Here is a 19,009-nt window from a genome sequence, read left to right on the forward strand (position 1 = left end):
GTCAGCGGTAGCTGATTGTTTTCAGCTTGATCTCGTTACCGGCCTGAACATCCGGGGTATAGTTCACATCCGGTGCAATGCGCGCGATCGTGACCATATGGAACAGCGGCACGATATTGATTGCATCGACGGCGAGATATTTGAACGCTTCCTGGAAGAGGCGTTTGCGCTCGTCGCCCGTTGCCTTGGAAGCATCGGAAATCAAGGTATCAAGCTTCGTGTCGGCAATCGATGACGTATTGCCGTCGCTGGTGAAGCGGTTGGGAAGCGTGAAGACCGCGTCGCCTTCGGTGTTGTCGATCTGGGTCTGCAGAATGGAGGGCTGGCGACCGCCATCCCATGGCTTCAGGAGCTTCTTCAGCCACGGGCTGGTTTCCAGCATTTCGAGACGGACATTGAAGCCGGCATCGGCGAGCATGGTCTGGATGGCCTCCAGGCTTTCGGACGAATTGGGATAGATTCCGATGCGCCCGTAGATGACGATCTCGGTATCGACAGGCACACCGTCAGCACGTGCGGCATCCAACAGGCCGCGTGCCTTTTCCGGATCGTAGCTCCAGACCGGGATATCAGCATTGTAACCGAATACGGAGGGCAGAACGACCTGCATCGCCTTCTGGGCCTGAGGATGGAAGATCGTGCCGATCAGCCCGTCACGATCGATCGCGAGATTGAGCGCTTCGCGCACGCGCTTGTCATTCAGAGGCGCAACCTCTTGATCGATGCGCAACACGGATGTTTCGGCATTGGGAAACGCATGGTCATTTGCTGTCGTGCCGTCCTGCGGCGCGATTTCATAGGCGATCTGCGCTTCGCCGGTATCAACCATAGCGGCGCGAACCGCCGATTCTGCCCGCCAGAGAATGGTTGCATCCTTGATGGCGGGCTTGTCGCCCCAGTATTTGTCGAATGCCGTCAGCGTGATCGATTGACCCGGCGTCCAGGCCGCAAGCTTGTACGGGCCGGTACCGATCGGTTCGCGGGACTTCGCATGCGTCGGCGTATCCGGCGATCCGATGTCGAGAGCAGAAAGCTTGTTGGGCAGGATGGGCTCGACGAAATCAGTGTGGATCACCAGCGTCTTTGCGTCGACGACCTCCGGTGTCAAAACGATGCCCTTGAGTGTGGCAAGGCCGACTTCGCAGGCGAGCGTGGGGTCTTGGGCGCGCTTCAGGGCCACGGCAACGGCGGCGGCATCAAAGGCTTTTCCGTCGTGGAAGCTTACGCCTTCGCGCAGCGTAAACTTCCAGGCTAGATCGCCGACCTGTTCCCACGCCGTCGCAAGACTGGGTTCGACCGAGCCATCAGCGGGACTGAGATTGACCAGCGTTTCGGTGATGTTGTTGCGCAGGACGCGGGCATTGCCCGAGAGATCCGTGTCGCAAGGGTCCAGCGACTTCGGCTCATCCGTCACCACGACTGTTAGTGCGTCAGATGCGGCATAGCTGGGAATGGCGACGCTGGCTGCCAGTGAAAACGCAAGAAGGCCAATCTTTGCAGATTTGCCGATCGATGTAGTCCACATGAAATCCTCCTCCTGCAAGGCCACGCCGTTGCTGTGTTTTTTGTCAGGCGCACGTTGTTGCTGAAGCGGCTTTGTTCCGGCGCGCAAGGCGCATTCAAGCCGCTTTACTTCCTCCCGCAAGCGCGTAGTGTCACATCTGACATTTGCCGGGGAAAAATGCGCATATGAGGACAGAATGTCAATATTGATAATTCAAATGAGGAATAAATAGTTCATGAGTGAACTTAAGCATGGTTCGCCGGTGGTTGAGAAGACCGCGCATCTCCTTGAGGCGATCGCGGACGCGCGTACAGGAATTTCGCTCGCGTCGCTGGTCGAGCAGCTGGGCGTGCCGCGTTCCACGGTCTATAGAATCCTGAATTCCTTGAGTGCTCATGGACTGGTGGCGCGCGTCAACGGCGGCTCCATTTATGAACTCGGGCCGAAATTCGTCGAGCTCGCGCGCCGCATTTCTCCCGGTGCGGACAAAGCTTTGCTGGTGGAGGCGGCAAAGCCGCTTCTGACGGCCGCAGCCGACAGGATAATGGAATCCTTTAAGCTCGCTGCACCCGAAGGTCTTGAAATGATGACGATTTTTGCAGCGCCAAGCCCCGGCGACTATTCGCTTTTCATCAAGGTTGGCGGGCGTTCCCGCAAGCATGTCGGGGCAGGGGGGAAGCTGGCGCTCGCTTTTTCCGATTACAGCGAGGTCGAGGCTTATTGCGCCGCCGGACTCGAGGCGCGAACGCCCTATACAATCACCGACCCGGACGCCCTGAAGGAGGCTCTTATAGAAATCCGCCGCAATGGCTATGCCGAGGACAATCAGGAATCCAACCTCGGGGTGCGTGCGATTTCTACGCCCGTTTTCGACGGTAATGGTCAGCTCGTTGCGACCATCAGTGTCCCATTTATCGGGGAGGCTACGCCGGATAGGGCGCGTTCAATCCGCCGGGAGGCGCTCGATTGTGCCACCCTTCTGACAAAAGCCATAGACGGGCGACATCCTCTATCCAAATAAGAAATATGAAATTCTATATTGAACATAGGCGAGCTGCCTGTTAGATGCTTTTCCAACATGCGATGGAGGAGCTTCATGACGACCTTGAATTCTTCGGTTCTGGCCAAACTGGCGCGTACCAATTCGGCAAGCTTGAGCACCCTGCTTTTGAAGCGGGGATTGCGCAACACGGCTATTCGCGGCGTACGCCCTCTTTCAGCGCTCGATAAGCCAATGATCGGTCCGGCTGTAACGGTGCGCTACATCCCGGCCCGAGAAGACATTGACGGTTCCACCTACAGTTCCGATCCGTCGAACTTCCAGCGCAAGGCAATCGACACGATACCGGATGGTCATGTGCTCGTGTTTGATTGCCGGGCGCTCGCCGAAGTCGCCGGCATTGGCGCTATGCTCGCGCGACGCCTCGTTTATCGCAATGCTGCGGGAATGGTTCTGGATGGCGGGGTGCGTGATACCGTCGACATCGCTTCTCTCGGTTTTCCGACCTACTGCCTCGGGCCGGCCGCGCCTGCCAATCTGGTGGCGCATCATGCTTCCGACATGAACCAGCCGATCGCCTGCGGCGGCGTGGCGGTCTATCCGGGCGACATCATCTTCGGTGACAGCGAAGCCGTCATCGTCATTCCACGGGAATATGTGGAGGAAATCGCGGATGAGGCGATTGCAATGGAAGAACAAGAGGAATTCCTGAAAACCGAGATCGAATCCGGGCGCTCAACGCTTGGTGTTTATCCACCCAATGAGGAAACGCTTGTCCGTTACGCTGAATGGCGCAAAACTCGATTCGCCGACGCCTAAGGCCTTGGGGCACGGCCGTCGGTGTCAAGCGGGTGGCTTGGGCATCCGTCCTTCACGGGCCTCGTGCCCGGCTCATCACGAGCATGTTCCTCTTGTGTGCTAAGAGGATCGGCCCCTCAGGCGATGTGAGCCGCTACCCTTTGACACCCGACAACTGATCGAGGACGGCAATGCACCGACTGGCGCTACTGCTTAAGTTCCGCTCGGCAAACGGCATCGAATCGTTTCCGCCAACTCAGGGAGTGTGACCTCGCCCAATCTGCCGATCAGCAGCCGTTCGGCTTGATTCAGCGCATCCGCGACTGAGCGGTTGACGACACGTTCGACTGCGCAGGACGGATTGGCATTGCCGACGCCAATCGCGAAGAGATGACGGCCGCCAACCGCCCGATGAATATCGAGCAAGGAAGTACATGGGCGACGGTGTGCTCGCTTACTTCGACGATCCCGCAGGGGCGGCTTCTCAAAACTCCGGAATGTTCTCCCGGAAAATCACCTGCAGCCTTGGGGGATGATAGTCGAACCGCCGGCCAAGCACCGTGTTCTTCAGCATGGCCAGAGCCTCGCGAGCTTCAACGCGGGGATTTTGGTCGATGACGGCGTCCATTGTGCCGTCGAGCAGGAAGCGCTTGGTGCGTTCGGTGAGTTCGTGGCCGACGAAGATCACGGATTGGGCGAAGCCTGCTTCCTGCAGGGCCTGGCCGATGCCGGCGTTGCCGGCGCCGATGTTGTAGATGCCGGAGAGGTCCGGGTGGCGCTTCAGGAGGGCGGCGGTTTCCTCAAAGGCGCGCTGACGGTCGTCGCGGATTTCGCGCAGTTCCACCACCTCCAGGTCCTGGAACTCCTCGGCGATGACGTGCCGGAAGCCCATCTCGCGCTCTTCATGGCCGCGATAGGAGAGGGATCCTGCGAAGAGGGCGATCTTGCGCTTTGCGCCTTTGCCTAGAAGGCGGCCGAGAAGGTAACCGGCGAGGCGCCCGGCGGCGCGGTTGTCGATGCCCACATAGCCGAGACGCGGTACGTGCAGGATGTCGGAGACCAGAGTGACGATCGGGACGCCTGACGCCGCCAGCTTGCGCATGGCTTCCCGCACGGTCGGATGATCGAGCGCGAGGACACCAACGCCCTGGGTGGTGCCGGTGAGGGCGTCGAGCTGTCGTGCGAGGCTGTCCGGATTGAAGCCCTCGATGGAATGCACGTGCACGTCCATGCCATCCTGTGCACCGGCTTGAGTGACAAGCTGATCGAGAAGATTGGCGATGAAGGTGTTGGTGCCGGCCGGCAGTACAAAATCGAGGCGCACGGGAGCGTTCGCGTTACCGCCCTCCTCGTCCGGTGGCGTGACGTAGCCCAGCTTACGGGCTGTTTCGAGCACGGCCTGCCGCGTTCTTTCCCGCACGCCCTCCCGATTGTTGAGGACCCGATCTACCGTCGCCGTGGAAACGCCGGCTTCGCGCGCAATGTCCATCAAAGTCGAACGCAAGGCCTGTCCTTTCACGCATTGATGGGAAATGAGTATTTCGATGCTGCCCTAAAACAAGGGCGACATCAGCGACATCGCGGCCTTATCCTCAGAAATCACGCGGAATACCCGCGCCTCACATCAGATCACCTCATCTCTCATAACTAGGCGACCTGAGCTCATCATAAGACGGAACCAATCCAACTGAAAGATGGAATTTGATTTATTTTGATGTTGACTCTGATCGGCTGCATCGTCATTACTCATCACCGTGACGAGCGTGGAGGCCGGTCGCAGCTGCTGGCGGGCCGATGATGAACATCATGCCGGCTGTGTGGAGCGCCGGGCTGCGAGCGGCGGAAGGCATGATTAGTCTGCCGCTCGATGTCGTGCCGGCGAACGTATCCGAGATCGGCGTGCGTCCGGGGGGAGCCGTCGATACCGGCTCGGAAAAGCTGAAGGCACTGGTGCGTGGTCAGCCGGATACCCCGCATCGACAGCGCGGTGGCGGTTAGCTGCAATCCGGCACGTGACTATTTCTTCAAGCAGGCGGGGGCCGGTCAGCCTGTGAACGAACATATCAAACGGGAGGTGATTATGAGGGAACCCAAGGGTTTTGCACCGGATCCGCAGGTGCGAGTGCGGGATTTCAAGATCGGCTGCATCGGCGCCGGCATGATCATGGCGGAGTGCCATCTGGCGGCCTACAAGGAAGCCGGCTTCCCGGTCGTCGCCATCGCCTCGCGCACGCGTGACAAGGCCGCGGCCGTTGCGGAGCGCTGGGGAATCCCGACTGTGCACGACACGCCGGATGCGCTCATTTCCGATCCGAGCATCGAAATCCTCGACATCGCCTTTCCTCCGGACCAGCAGCCGGAGCTCATCCGCAAGGCGCTGGCCCAGGCTCATATCAAGGGCATTCTGGCGCAGAAGCCGCTGGCGCTCACCCTCGAAGAGGCGATCGAGCTGCGCGATGCCGCCGCCAAGGCCGGCAAGGTCCTCTCGGTGAACCAGAATATGCGCTACGACCAGTCGATGCGCGTGCTGAAGCAGATCCTCGACAGGCAAGAGCTCGGTACGCCTGTCATCGCCACGATCGAGATGCGCGCCATTCCGCATTGGCAGACCTTCCTCGAGGAGTATGACCGCCTGACGCTCTCCAACATGAGCGTTCACCATCTCGATGTACTGCGTTTCCTGTTCGGCGATCCGGACAGGATCACCACGCTGACGCGCAAGGACCCGCGCACCAGGTTCGAGCATAAGGACGGCATCACCGTCTCCACCCTCGACTTCCCGAGCGGCCTCATGGCGGTCTCGATGGAAGACGTCTGGTCTGGTCCGCGCGAAGAGGGCTTCGACAGCGATATCTACATCAAGTGGCGTGTCGAGGGGACGGACGGCGTCGCCCAGGGCACGATCGGCTGGCCGGATGGTTCGCCGTCGACGCTCACCTACGCATCGAAGAAGACGACCGGCGGCAAATGGGTCTCGCCCAAATGGGAAACCATGTGGTTCCCGCATGCCTTCCTCGGTGTGATGGAGCAGCTCCAGTATGCGGTGAAGACCGGCGAACCGCCTGCGCTTTCCGTCGCCGACAATGTCAAGACCGTGGCGCTCATCGAGGCCGGCTACAGGTCGATCAACGAACGCCGAACCGTCGAGCTTTCCGAAATTTCGATCCATTCATGAACACCGAGGGAGGATACTCATCATGATGCAGACTGGTATTTTTACGGGCTATTTCCCCTACGGCCTCGAAGAGACCGCAAAGAAGATCCGCGCACTGGATTTCAATACCGTCCAGCTCGACATGCACTTCAAGGACATCGACCTCTCGGCCGGCCAGATCACCAAGGAAAAGTGCGTCAGGATCCGCGAGACGTTCCGCGATCATAACCTGCCGATCTCCTGCATATCCGGCTATACGAACATCATCCATCCGGACAAGGCAGAGCGCGAACGCCGCGTCGGCTACCTGAAGGAAATTATCCGCCACGCCCAGGATCTCGGCACGCCCTACGTCATCTCCGAGACCGGCACGTTCAACACCGAGTCGGACTGGGTGCATCACCCGAAGAACAAGACCGCTGAAGGTTTCGAGGAGTGCCGCAAGGTCATCGCCGACCTCTCGCAGTTCGCCTATGACCACGGCGCGGTCTTCCTGCTTGAAACCTACGTCAACAACGTCGTCGGCTCGGTAGAGGAAACCGTGAAGATGTTCGCGCAGGTCGATCATCCGGGGCTCGGCCTGCTGATGGACCCGACCAACTATTTCGAGACCCACAACATCGACAGCATGGACGAGATCCTGAACCAGGTCTTCGACACGCTCTCCGACAAGATCAAGATCGGCCATGCCAAGGACGTGAAGCGTTCGGGCGACGACAAGTCGGAAAAGCATGCCGATATCGGCGATGCCGAAGCGCTCGAAAGCCACACCTTCCGCGGCGTGGGCGAAATCGAGCTGCCGGCTCCCGGCCTAGGTTCGCTGAACTACGACCTCTACCTCAAGCGCCTCAGCCAGAAGCATCCGAACATCCCGATGATCATCGAGCACCTCGATGAAAGCGATGTTCCGCGCGCCAAGAAGTTCCTCGACGGCAAGCTGCGCGCCCAAGGCCTCTGATGAATATGGCCGGGCTTCGCCCGGCCGCTCCCAAGACAGCATGACCTGCATCCGCAGGTGAGAAGGAAAGTCACGATGGTCGAACTTTACGGGCAAGCGAGGTCACGCCGCGAACTCGCCGCCAGTGCAGGATCTCTTTCGCAATTTGCCGGCGTTCGGCTGATGACGCTCGGCGATGGCCTGGAGCGCGGCATACGCCTGCTCGAATTCAGGAGCGGCACGGGGCTGCGCTTCACGGTGTTGGTCGATCGCGCATTGGATATTGCGGATTGCGAGTATCGCGGCATGGCGATCGGCTGGCATTCCCCGTCCGGTTTCCGCCATCCGGGGCTGCACGAATATGAAGGTGAGGGCGGTCTTGGCTGGATGCGCTCGTTCTCCGGCCTGATGGTCACCTGCGGTCTTGACCACATCCTATTCATGTATGACGAGCCGGCCGATCACTATAACTACAAGCCGAAGCAGACGGTGAGTCACTCGATCCACGGCCGCATCGGCACCATTCCCGGCAAGCTCGACGGTTATGGCGAACGCTGGGATGGTGATCACTGCTATCTCTGGTGCGAAGGCACCGTCATCCAGGGCACCGTGTTCGGCGAGCACCTGGAACTTAAGCGCCGCATCGAGATCAAGGTCGGCACCAATGACATCAGCATCGCGGATAGGGTGGTCAATCGCGGGTTTTATCGCACCCCGCATATGTATTGCTACCACATCAATACCGGCCATCCGGTGCTGAGCGAAGGCTCGCGCTATCTCGCGCCGATCCGTGATGTGGTCTGGGCCGCGCACGCCGGCGCGGATTACCGGAAGCAGGGTGTTGGTTATCGCACCATGCCGGCGCCGCAGCTCGGCTTCCACGAACAGGTCTGGCAGCACGAGATGGGAGCGGACGCAAACGGGGAGGTCCCGGTCGCGCTGGTCAATGATCGCCTGGGGCTGGGCTTTGAGGTCGTGACCCGCAAGGATCAGTTCCCCTGCATGTACGAATGGCAGAACCTGCAGGCGGGCCAGTATGCGCTCGGCATCGAGCCCTCGACCAACCATGTTCTCGGGCATGGTGCCGCACGCGAACGCGGTGAACTGATCTGGCTAGAGAACGGCGAAGAGCGGCGCTACGACACGACCATCCGCATTCTTGGCGATACCGCTCAAGTCGCGGCGAGCGAGGCGCGGATTACGGCGATCGCCGGGCAGCCGGCCGAAGACTATCCGGAGCCATCCGGCAATCACGTTGCCCTGGAGGGGCGCAAATGAACGGCCAGCTCACCGCCGTTGCTGAAGAAAGGAAATCCGCCATGTCCGTTGCCGGCAAAGTCATTCTGTACACCGGTGCTGCCGGAGGCCTGGGCGCGGAGACAACGCTCGCGTTCCTGAGAGCCGGCGCCAAGGTCGTAGCGATCGACAACGATCCGGCCAAGAACGCCGCGTTGGAATTTGCCGCAAGTAAGGAGAGCCTGAAGGGGTTGGTCCTGCGGGCGCTGGATCTATCCAACCTTGAAACGTTGCGCAAATCCCTAGAAGCCCTCGCTATGGAGGTCGGTGGTATCGACGTCGTGATCAACAACGCCGCGATCTATCCCTCCAAACCGTTCGAGGAATATTCCATCGAGGAAATGCAGCGCGTCCAGCGCATCAATGTCGATGCCGGTATCGTCTGCGTGCAGGTGGCCCTCCCGCACATGCGCGAGAAGCGCTGGGGTCGCATCATCAACATCGCGAGCGTCACGGCCTATGGTGGCTGGGCGAACCTGTCGCCCTATGTCCAGTCCAAGGGCGCATTGATCGGTCTTGCGCGCGCCTGGGCGCGGGAGTTCGGTGCTTATGGCGTGACCGTGAACGCCATCGCTCCGGGGGCCTTCCCAACGGATGCCGAAAAGATCCATGCCGACCCCGAAAGCTACACGCGCTTCGTGCTCGACCATCAGGCAATCAAGCGACGGGGCAGCGCGAGCGACATTGCCAACGCCCTGATGTTTCTGGCATCAGATGCAGCCGGCTTTATCACCGGCCAGACGCTCAATGTCGATGGCGGCTGGGTGATGAACTAGCATCACTGCAGCGAATGTGCCATTCGTCCGTGTCGTCCGCCAAAATGGGAGTTCGGGGTGGGTCAGCAGTTCTATCTCGCCGTCGGGTCGCTCAACAGGCAAGCGCCCTATTTTCAGGGGGCGCGCGGCGAAGGGCTTACCATTTACTTGTTAGACGAGAAGAAGCTGGAATGGAACCGGATCGTCGGGACGAACACGGTCGACAATCCCACTTTCCTCACTGTGAATGCGGCGACCGGAGTTATCTACGCGAACTCCGAAGTATTCGGGTGGCACGAGGGCACGCTCAGTGCTTTCCGCTTCGAGGCAAAGGACGGATTACTCTCCTATCTCAACAAGCAGCCGACGCTTGGCAGCATTGCAGCCCACAACATGGTGACGCGCGACCGGCGCTTCGTGTTGGTCGCCAATTATGCGATGGGGTCGGGCGGCCCCGACAAATCACTCGCCGTGTTTCCGGTTATGACTGATGGCTGTGTTGGGCCGGCGACCGCATCGCTTCGGCTCGATGGCAAACTCGGGCCGATCGGCGACCGGCAGGAGCGGCCGCATGCGCACATGGTTACCGAAGTGCCGGAAGGCGGCAGCGTGCTCGTTGCCGATCTCGGCCTCGACATGGTTGCGGAATACAGGCTGGCGGAGAATGGTGCGCTGTCGTTGATCGCATCTGTTTGCGTTCCGGCGGGTGGCGGTCCTCGCCACATCGCCCAGCATTCGAACGGATGCTATGTGTATGTCTCCAACGAGCTCGCTTCGACGGTGTCGTTCATTCGAAGGTCACCGGGGGCGTTGAGCGTGAAGCAGACTATCTCCACTGTCCGGCCGGGTGTGGAATCCCACGCCGCCGATATCCACCTGTCCCTGGACGGCCGTTTTCTCTATTGTTCGAACCGCGGCGATGACAGCATCGCCTGTTTCTCGGTGGAGCAGGAGACGGGTACGCTCACTCTTCTGGATATTGTTTCCTCCGGCGGCGCGACGCCGCGTAATTTCACGCTGACCCCAAGCGGCCGGCATATGCTGGTCGCCAACCAGAACGGCGATGCGATCGTCATCTTCCGACGCGACGAGGAAACAGGGGCCCTGACGGATAGCGGCAAACGCATCGAGATCGGCACACCTGTCTGCGTGAGGCCATTCATCCTGTGACGGGCGAGAAGCAGACCTTGAAGAGGGGCCGGCGCAAGGGTGCCGGCGTGACGATGGCGGACGTGGCCGCGGCGGCCGGCGTTTCCATGCAGACGGTATCGCGTGCGCTGCGCTTTCCCGACACGGTAACGCCCGAGAACCGCAAGCTGATCGACGAGGCGATCCGCAAGACGCATTACGTGCATAATCTCGCCGCGAGCCATCTGGCATCCCACAAGAGCAACACGGTCGCGGCCGTCATCCCGACACTCTCGGCTTCGGTCTTCGCCGAAACCATGCAGCATTTCTCCGACGTGCTTCATCAGGAAGGCTATCAGATCTTCCTCGGGAACACCGATTACCGTCAGGACCGGGAAGAAGAGGTGATCCGAAGCCTGCTCGGCCGGCGACCGGACGGGGTTTTCCTGATTGGCGCGCACCATACGCGCACGAGCATCACCCTCCTGAAGCGCGCCGGTATACCCGTTGTCGAAGGCTGGGACATGATCGATAAGCCCATCGACCGGCTCGTCGGTTTCTCGAACTCTGCTGCGATTGCCGAAATGGCTCGTCATCTGGCCCGCTCCGGCAGGACGAACATCGTCTTCGCCGGCGTCCTGCGCAAGGGCGACAGCCGTGCCGCCGAACGTCGTGACGGGTTCGCGGCGGCAATGGAGGAGCTCTTCCCCGGCAAGACGCCGCGCATCGCCATTTCGCGGGATCTGCCGCTCACAATGGCATCCGGTGCCGACATGCTGCGCAAGGCTCTCGCACGTTATCCGGAGGCGGATGCGGTGATGTTCTCGTCGGACATCATCGCATCGGGCGCGTTGCAGGAGAGCATCCGCATCGGGCTCAAAGTTCCGGAGCGGTTGGCGATCACGGGTTTCGGCGACTTTGAACTGGCGCGACATCTAATTCCGTCGCTGACGACGGTCGCGGTGCCATCCGCTGAAATCGGCCGGGAGGCCGGCCGGCTGTTGCTCGAGGGTATGCGCGGTATCAAGTCCGAACCGACGCTGATCGACATGGGCTTCAAGCTGATGATCCGCGACAGCGGCTGATCACGCCGGAATGTCCGGCCGATGCTCGAAATCGGTCAGGATTTCGCAGCCCGTCGCCGTCACATGCAGCATAAATTCCAACCGCACGCCGCCGACATCATGATCGAGCGCCGTGGGCTCGATCATGATCACCATGTCCTCTTTGAGCGCCTCACGCTCGTAACCGACGATGCGTGGCCATTCGTGCACCCCGGTGCCGATCGAGTGGCCGGAATGATGCGCATAGCTGTAGCCGTTGCGGGCGATCACCGCTTGGAGACTCCTGTCGAGCTCGCCGATGACGAGTCCAGGCCGGCTCGTCTCGATTGCAAGATCGAGTGCCGAGCGAGCCGCCGAGAAGAGCCTGCGGAAGCCATCCGACGGCGTGCCGATCATGGCGGAGGCGCAGCTGTCGCCCCAGTAGCCGGCAACACGTGGGGCGAGATCGCAGATGAGCGGATCACCCTTTTCGATGATGCGGTTGTTGGGCCAGCCCATGAACTGGGAAGTGCGCTCCCGGCCGGAGATCAGGTCGCCAGTCACGGGCAGGCGTTCGCCAGCACGGGTTTCCATCGCAAGGCGGATGGCGGCGAAGGCTTCGAGTTCGCTTATGCCGGCGCGCGTGGCAGCGAGAAAGGCCTTCTGGCCGGCGGATGCTGTGAGCGCTGCTTCCCTCAGCTGGCCGATCTCGGCTTTGGTCTTGATTGACCGCTGCCGGCGAAATGCGGGTTCGATCGAAAGGAGTGCGTGGTCCTCAAGCAGGCTGGCGATCGAGGACGGCAAGGCGTGACGCTCGACGGCTATTCGCCCGCCCACCTTGAGGCGCGCGAAAAGCGTCTTCGCTTCCGCCAGGTAGTTTTCGAGGACATCGGTAGGCTGCTGGTAGGAAAAGCCGGTATAGGTGACGATCGTCTCCGCCCAGCTCGGGGTAGCGGCCTCGAGATTGGTGACGAGCAGGGCGGTTTCGCCGCCGGCGCCGACGATGCCGAGGCTCGGGCCGCCGGCAAAGGGCGATGGTCCGGCCTCGATGCCGCAGACATGGCCGAGCGCGTAGGCAACCCCATCCGGGCTCGTAAAGAGGCCCCAATCCGCTCCCGATTCCTTGATGGCGGCAATGGTCTTGGCGAGCCGTTCCTCCACGGGTCCCTCCTCAGATCAGGTTGCGGATGTGCTGGTCGCGACCGTAGGCAGCGACGAGGGCGAGAATGAGAATACCGAGGGCCGACTGGACCAGTGCTTCGGAGAGGCCGAGACCGATCAGCAGCGTGCGCAGTTCGACGAGGACGACTGCGCCCGCGACGGTGCCGACGAAGCCGCCGCGACCGCCGATGAGCGCGGTGCCGCCGATCACGACGGCCGAGACCGTCTGGAATAGATAGGGCGTGCCGACAGTGGCGCTGGATGATCCGGTAAAGCCGAGAAACAGAATGCCGGCCAGCGCCGCGAACACGGCGCTGAGAGCAAAGGTTGTCATCCACATGGCGACGGGGCGGACGAGCGCGAGTTCGGCCGCTCTAAGGTTTGAGCCCAATGCATAGAGCCGGCGACCATAGACTGTCCGCTGCAGCACAAAACGGCAGCCGAGCGTTAGTGCCAGCGTGAAGGGAATGAGCCAGGGGAAGGGCAGCGGGCCGATCGTGCCGCCCAAGGACACGAACTCGTTGATGAAGGGCGGGGCGGAGCCGGTCGGGAGGCCGCGCGTCCAAATCTGGACGCCGGCCTGAACCACGGTGCCGATGCCGAGTGTAACGATCAGCGGATGGATCGAGAGCCCGGCCGAGAGGCCGCCGGATATCGCGCCGATGCATGCGGCAAGGGCAATTACGATCAGGAGGGACACAACGGCCGGCATGCCGTTGCCATAGAGGCTGGCAAAGACCACGTTGGCGAAGCCGATGACGAAGGGAATCGACAGGTCGATGCCGCCGAGGATCATGACGAGCGTCTGGCCGAGCGCGGCGATCGCGAGCAGCGAGGCAAGGATCAGCATGGCGCGTACGGAGAACAGGCTGCCGAAGCCCGGGATGAAAAGCATCCCCAGCAGGAACACCACAGCGACGCCGATGAAGGCGATCAGGGCGCGATTGGAGGCGACGGACGTCTTCATCGGCTTTCCATCCAGGTCTGGAATCGCTGCTTGAGTTTCTCCGAGTTGAGGCAGACGGCGAGCACGAGCACGCTGCCGTAGGCGGCCTGAAGCACGAAGGTCGATACATTGAAGGAGGTCAGCATGTTCTGCAGCAGGAAGATGTCTGCCGCGCCGATGAAGGCGGCCGCCAGGCCGCCGACACCACCGGCAAGGCTGACGCCGCCGAGTGCTGTTGCAGCGATGGCGATCAGCGTGTAGCCGGGTCCGATATTGGGATCGCCCGAGCCGATCAGGGCCGTCAGCGCCAGTGCCGCCACACCGGCGATCAGGCCGCCGAGAACATAGGAGAAGAACCGGATGGCCGGAACACCGACACCTGCTGTAAAGGCCGCCCGGTCATCACTGCCGACCGCCATCAGCAGTTCGTAAAACGGCAGGCGTTTGATGAGGATCCAGGCGATGACGACCAGCCCGACAGGGAGGATCGACATCGGTCCGGCAAGGCTCGAAAGCCAGCCCGGCACGCTACCCGAGGGCGACGGCAGGATGGAGAGCGCAAGCCCGCTATAGATCAGATAAGTGGCAAGCGTCGCGACGATCGGCTGGATGCGCAAGATTGCAGCGAGCAAGCCATTGAGCGCGCCCGATGCCAGACCGAACAGCAAGGCGGCCGGCACGATGATCCATGGGGCGGTCAAGCCGAGATCGCCGATGACCACCTTGATGATGATGACGTTGATAAGCCCCATCAGCGGGCCGACCGAGACGTCGATCGAACCGCGACCGGCGAGGAAGGGAAGGGTCGCCGCCAGCGTCGCAAGCAGCAGGGGCGAGGCAAGGCCGAGCACCGCCGGCCAGTTGCCCGGCGAGAAACGCACCGGATTAAGGAAGACGTTGAACGCGAGGAGTACGACGAAAAGGATAGCCGCGAGCCGCGTCTCGCTGCGCCCCCAAAAGGGCGGCTTGCGGAATGTCACGGGGTCGGCGCTCATTCGTGACCTCCTTCCTGGCCGAACATGGCGGCCATTACCCGATCCATCGACATCGAGGCGCGGTCGAGAACCGTGCTGCACTCGAAGTCCCGAAAGATCGCGACTGTGTGGCAGAGCTGCAGGATTTCCTCGATCTCGCTGGAAAGAATGACGAGAGCGATGCCGTTTTCCGCAGCCAGCGTTCGGAAGGCTTCGTAGAATTTGAGGCGGGTGTTGAGATCGACGCCACGCGTCGGATCGTTGAGCAGCATCACGCGCGGCTTCAACGCCAGCAGGCGCGCAAGCAGAACCTTCTGCTGGTTACCTCCGCTGAGCGCCGAGATCGGTGCATCCGCCGAGGGATAGCGGATCGACAGGAAGGCCGTGTAGGAGGCGAGCTCCTGCTTCAGCCTCTTGCGATCGAGAATACCGGCGAACGAGAAGCGCGGCATCGCGGGAACGGCGAAATTGTCGAGCACGGAGAGCACCGGGAAGATGCCCGTCGATCGCCGGTCGCGCGGCAGATATACGACGCCGTAGTGTGCGGCCTCGTAATGATCCTTATAGCCGACGCCACCCTTGCCCGAACCTGCGACGGCGATCGAACCGTCACGCGAGCGGCTGAGGCCGGCGAGTGCCAGCAGGAACTGTTCCTGCCCATGGCCTTCGAGGCCGGCGACGCCGGTGATCTCGCCGGCCCGAATGACGCCCGACAGCGGTCTCCTGCCGGGGGCCAGCACGAGATTGTCATAGCGAAGGACGACGTTCTTAGAGGACATGGAGCGCTGCCTCCGGGGCCATGAGTTTAAGGAGGCGCTGGGCTGTGATGTCGTCGCGCTCCAGCGTCTCGACGACCTGGCCGCTGCGCAGGACGGTAACGCGGTTCGACAGGCGGCGAACCTCCTCCAGTCGGTGCGAGATGAAGATCACGATGTTGCCGGCTGCTGCATAATCCTCGATGGCGTCGAAGACGAGATCGCGGTCGGCGTAGTCGAGCGCCGCGGTCGCCTCGTCCAGCAGCAGGATCGACGGCAGGCGTAGGAACGCGCGGGCAAGCACGATCAGTTGCTGGCTCGCCAGCGGCAGTTCGCCGGCCGTCGCAAAGAGAGGGATTGGAAATCGGGAAATCCGCGCGAGCAGCGCGTTGGCGAGCGGCGCGCGCTTGGCTTTTGGTATGCGGCGCTTCAGCGGGCTGTCATATCCAAGGAAGATGTTCTCCAGCACCGAGCGATGCGGTGCGATCAACACCTCCTGGAACACGGTGGAAAGACCGAGATCGTGCATGTCGCGCGGGCTGCGCGGCGCGATGGCGCTATCGTTCAGCAGCACCGCGCCTTCGGTCTGCGTGACGACGCCGGAGAGGATCTTCAGCATCGTGCTCTTGCCGGAGCCGTTTTCGCCGAGGATCGTATGAATGCCAGGGCGGAAATCGACGGAGGCATTGCTCAGCGCGAGCGTCTCGCCATAGCGCTTCGTCAGGCCATTCGTCTTCAGTCGCACCGATCCGCTGCGTGCGGGTGCGATGCCGCCGTTTTCGGCAACGATGCGATGGAGGCGCGATTGCCCGCTCATCGGCTCGGATGCCGTCTTCATCGTTTCAAGCATTCATGAGCCTACTACACAGCCTGAACAAAGGTGGCCGCCGCCGGTGATGCCGGCGGCGGCCTTCTCGGAACGAGGGATCAATTCGAGCAGGAGGCCGGAACCTTGGAGAAGTCGTAGAGCGGCGTCGCCTCACCATTCGTGAAATAGGCGTTGAGCAGCTCTTCCGGGAACGGATCCTGCGGCGGGATCGGGAAGATTGCGGCCGAATCCGGCTTCATGCAGTCCTTGTACCAGATCGGCAGGTCCGCCTGCGTGATGGTTGGCATCGGCGCGATGATCGTGTTGACGATTGGCTTTTGGCCACTCACGACGCGGAGCGCAACGCGGAAGGCGTTCTGAGCCGCAACATGAGGCGAGACCTCACCGCCGTAGAACTTGAACCCATCCCGGTTCGCATTCCAGTAGCCGAGCGCATCGCCGGAAATGGAGGCTGCGATCAGCGGCAGCGGGCGGCCAGCCTGCTGGAAGGCTTCGGCGATGAAGCGTGCTTCCGAGCCGGTGGACCAGACGGCGTCGATCTGCTGCGGGGTCGTTGCCAGCGCCTGCAGGATAACGGACTTCGTGGTTGTGCCTGTCCATTCGCCGCTGACCTTGCGGGCGATCGTCAGGTTGCCGCTTTCAGCAACGGCCTTGTCGAGGCCGGCATTTTCCTGCTGCACGAGTGGATGGCCGGAAATGCCTTCGACCTGCAGGATCGTGCCGCCGTTCGGAAGTCCTTCGGCAATGCCCTTGCCCATCTGGTAGCCCCAGAGGTTCTGGTTGTGCATCACGTTGACTGCGGCCGACGACGTCACGGCGCCGGCAGAGGTGATCACCGGAATACCAGCCTTGTAGGCTTCCTCGATCACGGCATTGAGCGCCGTCGAAGAGCCGGCGATCGTGGTGATGACCGAGCAGCCGCGTTCGATGAAGGAGCGAATCTGCGAGATCTGCTGTGTGGTGTCGCCGTTCGAGTCGGAGACCACGAACTCGGAAACGTCGCCGGCTTCCTTGGCGCCGTTCACGAGGCGGGCGAGTTCGTCGTTGAAGGTGACGCGCCACGGATTGCCCATGTACGATTCCGAGTGGCACCAGCGCCAGGGCTTGGCAGGCGCCTTGAAGTCCGCGAATTGGGACGGGCCGACATCGACGGCGTCGGTATAGAGTGCGCGGGCGTTTTCCGGCAGCGCCTGGAGCGCGTCGGAGCGCGCATCGGCGTAGGCGGGAACGGCTGCCGACGAAAGCAGCGCGGCCGCAACCAGGCTCAGGCTGAAGCCCGATTCAAAAGTCTTCATGAATTTCCTCCTCCGCGGCTTCCCAGGCCGTGTTAGCTTTATCAGTGAATTCTTTATTCATGATACCGGTTCCGGTCAATCCCAAAGTTAGCGCTAATCCATCAAGCACGCAAATCTGCATAGGTCATTGCGTGGTGCGCACGTTTTTTGGATAAAAAAGTTAGCGCTCACTCTGGACAGGCCGAATTTTGTCGGTATGTTCGCCGCCACAGTGAACGGACATTCGGAAGGCGATTTCTATGGGCATCTTGTCAGGCATCCGGGTTCTGGATTGCTCAATTGCGATGGCCGGGCCCTTTGCGGCTCAGCGGCTTGGCGACCTTGGCGCCGACGTCATCAAGGTGGAGCCGACGACCGGTGAATGGCAGCGCCATGTCGCGGCCGGTGGTGCGGGCGGCAAGCGAGTCAACGTTTCCTTCCTCTCGCTCAACCGCAACAAGCGCTCGCTCGCCGTGGACCTGAAGTCGGAGGGCGGCAAGAAGGTGCTGATCGATCTCGTGAAGTCGGCCGACGTTTTCCTGCAGAACTATCGGCCCGGTGTCGCAAAGCGTCTGGGCGTCGACTACGAGAGCCTGTCGAAGATCAATCCGCGCCTTGTCTACGTTTCCATGTCCGGTTACGGCGAGGACGGTCCCTATGTAAACCGCCCCGGCCAGGACCTCGTGCTTCAGGGCATGTCCGGCGCCATGCTTTCGGCCGGCCGTGAAGGCGAGGCGCCGACGGCAGCCGGCCAGTATCTGGTTGACGCGATCACTGCCTACACCGCTTTCGAAGGGGCTCTTGCTGCGCTCTTCCATCGCGAGCGCACAGGCGAAGGCCAGCTCGTGCAGGTCAACATGCTCGACGCGATCACCACGATTCAGATGCAGGAGCTTTCGGTCTTCACGGTCGGCCGAAAGCCGCAGCAGCGCTCCGCAGAGCCGCACGCCCATGTCTTCATCCGCGCGCCCTACGGCGCCTTCGCGACCAGCGATGGCTTCATCATCGTTGCCTTCCCGAAGCTCAAGACGCTCGGCGAAGTGATCGGCGAGGACAGCTTCCTGGCGATGGACGATGAGGTCGATACCTGGGCGCGGCGTGACGAAATCTTCGCCAAGACCCGTGACAGGCTGAAGACCAAGACCTCCGCCGAATGGCTCGAGCTTCTGCGCGCGGCCGATATCTGGTGCGGCCCGGTCTATGGCTATGCCGACCTCGTCGACGACGAGCAGATCAAGCACAACGGCACCTTTGTCGAATACGAGCACCCGACCGAAGGCAAGGTGAAGACGCCGGGCTTCCCGATCAAGTTCTCCAAGACGCCCTCGATCGTCGCACGCGGTGCGCCGGTTACCGGTCAGCACACTGAAGAGGTTCTGAAGGAAGCCGGATATGACGATGCGGCAATCGCGTTGCTCGTCGCCGAAGGCGCCATCGCGAAGGGAAGCCTCTGAC

General features: G+C 61.5%; 18 protein-coding genes and 1 pseudogene. 10 read left to right on the forward strand and 9 right to left on the reverse strand.

Annotation, left to right across the window (positions count from 1 at the left end):
* Position 1 precedes the first annotated feature (1 nt).
* On the reverse strand, positions 2 to 1,525 hold the full coding sequence (locus FKV68_RS25475; protein WP_180943309.1) for an ABC transporter substrate-binding protein: 1,524 nt from the start codon (positions 1,523 to 1,525) through the stop codon (positions 2 to 4).
* Between the two features lie 214 nt (positions 1,526 to 1,739).
* Between FKV68_RS25475 and FKV68_RS25480 the strand changes: the two genes are divergently transcribed.
* A complete protein-coding gene (locus FKV68_RS25480; protein ID WP_180943310.1) occupies positions 1,740 to 2,525 on the forward strand; it encodes an IclR family transcriptional regulator in 786 nt (261 codons plus the stop codon).
* Between the two features lie 75 nt (positions 2,526 to 2,600).
* The gene (locus FKV68_RS25485) at positions 2,601 to 3,323 is read left to right on the forward strand and encodes a ribonuclease activity regulator RraA (RefSeq protein ID WP_180943311.1); all 723 of its coding nucleotides are present in this window, start codon (positions 2,601 to 2,603) and stop codon (positions 3,321 to 3,323) included.
* Positions 3,324 to 3,508: 185 nt separating this feature from the next.
* On the opposite strand, the pseudogene FKV68_RS33385 reads toward FKV68_RS25485, so the two are convergent.
* Both FKV68_RS33385 and FKV68_RS25490 read right to left on the reverse strand, forming a co-directional pair.
* Positions 3,509 to 3,731: pseudogene (locus FKV68_RS33385) on the reverse strand (transcriptional regulator); the annotation flags it as partial.
* Positions 3,732 to 3,786: 55 nt separating this feature from the next.
* Complete coding sequence (locus FKV68_RS25490; RefSeq protein WP_180943312.1) at positions 3,787 to 4,806, reverse strand: LacI family DNA-binding transcriptional regulator; 1,020 nt, start codon at positions 4,804 to 4,806, stop codon at positions 3,787 to 3,789.
* 290 nt (positions 4,807 to 5,096) lie between these two features.
* On the opposite strand from FKV68_RS25490, the gene FKV68_RS25495 reads away from it, so the two are divergent.
* From FKV68_RS25495 to FKV68_RS25525, 7 genes are all read left to right on the forward strand, one after another.
* Positions 5,097 to 5,300, forward strand: coding sequence for a hypothetical protein (locus tag FKV68_RS25495; RefSeq protein WP_180943313.1), 204 nt, complete (start codon positions 5,097 to 5,099; stop codon positions 5,298 to 5,300).
* An 82-nt stretch (positions 5,301 to 5,382) separates the two neighbouring features.
* Positions 5,383 to 6,477, forward strand: coding sequence for a Gfo/Idh/MocA family protein (locus FKV68_RS25500; RefSeq protein WP_180943314.1), 1,095 nt, complete (start codon positions 5,383 to 5,385; stop codon positions 6,475 to 6,477).
* Positions 6,478 to 6,499: 22 nt separating this feature from the next.
* The gene (locus FKV68_RS25505) at positions 6,500 to 7,414 is read left to right on the forward strand and encodes a sugar phosphate isomerase/epimerase family protein (RefSeq protein WP_180943315.1); all 915 of its coding nucleotides are present in this window, start codon (positions 6,500 to 6,502) and stop codon (positions 7,412 to 7,414) included.
* A gap of 75 nt (positions 7,415 to 7,489) precedes the next feature.
* Positions 7,490 to 8,671, forward strand: a complete 1,182-nt coding sequence (locus FKV68_RS25510; protein WP_180943316.1) for an aldose 1-epimerase family protein — start codon at positions 7,490 to 7,492, stop codon at positions 8,669 to 8,671.
* A complete protein-coding gene (locus FKV68_RS25515; protein ID WP_245181371.1) occupies positions 8,668 to 9,465 on the forward strand; it encodes an SDR family NAD(P)-dependent oxidoreductase in 798 nt (265 codons plus the stop codon). The genes FKV68_RS25510 and FKV68_RS25515 overlap by 4 nt, the downstream gene beginning before the upstream one ends.
* 57 nt (positions 9,466 to 9,522) lie before the next feature.
* The gene (locus FKV68_RS25520; RefSeq protein WP_180943317.1) at positions 9,523 to 10,614 is read left to right on the forward strand and encodes a lactonase family protein; all 1,092 of its coding nucleotides are present in this window, start codon (positions 9,523 to 9,525) and stop codon (positions 10,612 to 10,614) included.
* A gap of 17 nt (positions 10,615 to 10,631) precedes the next feature.
* A complete protein-coding gene (locus FKV68_RS25525; RefSeq protein WP_245181372.1) occupies positions 10,632 to 11,657 on the forward strand; it encodes a LacI family DNA-binding transcriptional regulator in 1,026 nt (341 codons plus the stop codon).
* Here the strand turns inward: FKV68_RS25525 and FKV68_RS25530 are convergent, their stop codons facing one another.
* From FKV68_RS25530 to FKV68_RS25555, 6 genes are all read right to left on the reverse strand, one after another.
* Entirely contained in the window at positions 11,658 to 12,776 is a 1,119-nt protein-coding gene (locus FKV68_RS25530; protein ID WP_180943319.1) for a M24 family metallopeptidase, read from the reverse strand.
* A gap of 10 nt (positions 12,777 to 12,786) precedes the next feature.
* Entirely contained in the window at positions 12,787 to 13,743 is a 957-nt protein-coding gene (locus FKV68_RS25535) for an ABC transporter permease (RefSeq protein WP_180943320.1), read from the reverse strand.
* Positions 13,740 to 14,717 carry an ABC transporter permease gene (locus tag FKV68_RS25540; protein ID WP_180943321.1) on the reverse strand — a complete coding sequence of 326 codons (978 nt, stop codon included), beginning with the start codon at positions 14,715 to 14,717 and terminating at the stop codon, positions 13,740 to 13,742. Before FKV68_RS25540 ends, FKV68_RS25535 begins: the two co-directional genes overlap by 4 nt.
* A complete protein-coding gene (locus tag FKV68_RS25545; RefSeq protein WP_180943322.1) occupies positions 14,714 to 15,475 on the reverse strand; it encodes an ATP-binding cassette domain-containing protein in 762 nt (253 codons plus the stop codon). The genes FKV68_RS25540 and FKV68_RS25545 overlap by 4 nt, the downstream gene beginning before the upstream one ends.
* Positions 15,465 to 16,301: an ATP-binding cassette domain-containing protein gene (locus FKV68_RS25550; protein WP_245181373.1), complete on the reverse strand. Its 837-nt coding sequence runs from the start codon at positions 16,299 to 16,301 to the stop codon at positions 15,465 to 15,467. Before FKV68_RS25550 ends, FKV68_RS25545 begins: the two co-directional genes overlap by 11 nt.
* Positions 16,302 to 16,378: 77 nt before the next feature.
* Positions 16,379 to 17,575 (reverse strand): substrate-binding domain-containing protein, encoded by a 1,197-nt coding sequence (locus FKV68_RS25555; protein ID WP_180943323.1) that lies wholly within the window; start codon positions 17,573 to 17,575, stop codon positions 16,379 to 16,381.
* Positions 17,576 to 17,814: 239 nt separating this feature from the next.
* On the opposite strand from FKV68_RS25555, the gene FKV68_RS25560 reads away from it, so the two are divergent.
* The gene (locus FKV68_RS25560; RefSeq protein ID WP_180943324.1) at positions 17,815 to 19,008 is read left to right on the forward strand and encodes a CaiB/BaiF CoA transferase family protein; all 1,194 of its coding nucleotides are present in this window, start codon (positions 17,815 to 17,817) and stop codon (positions 19,006 to 19,008) included.
* Position 19,009 lies beyond the last annotated feature (1 nt).

The organism is Sinorhizobium mexicanum, assembly GCF_013488225.1.
GTDB classification, from domain to species: Bacteria; Pseudomonadota; Alphaproteobacteria; order Rhizobiales; family Rhizobiaceae; genus Sinorhizobium; species Sinorhizobium mexicanum.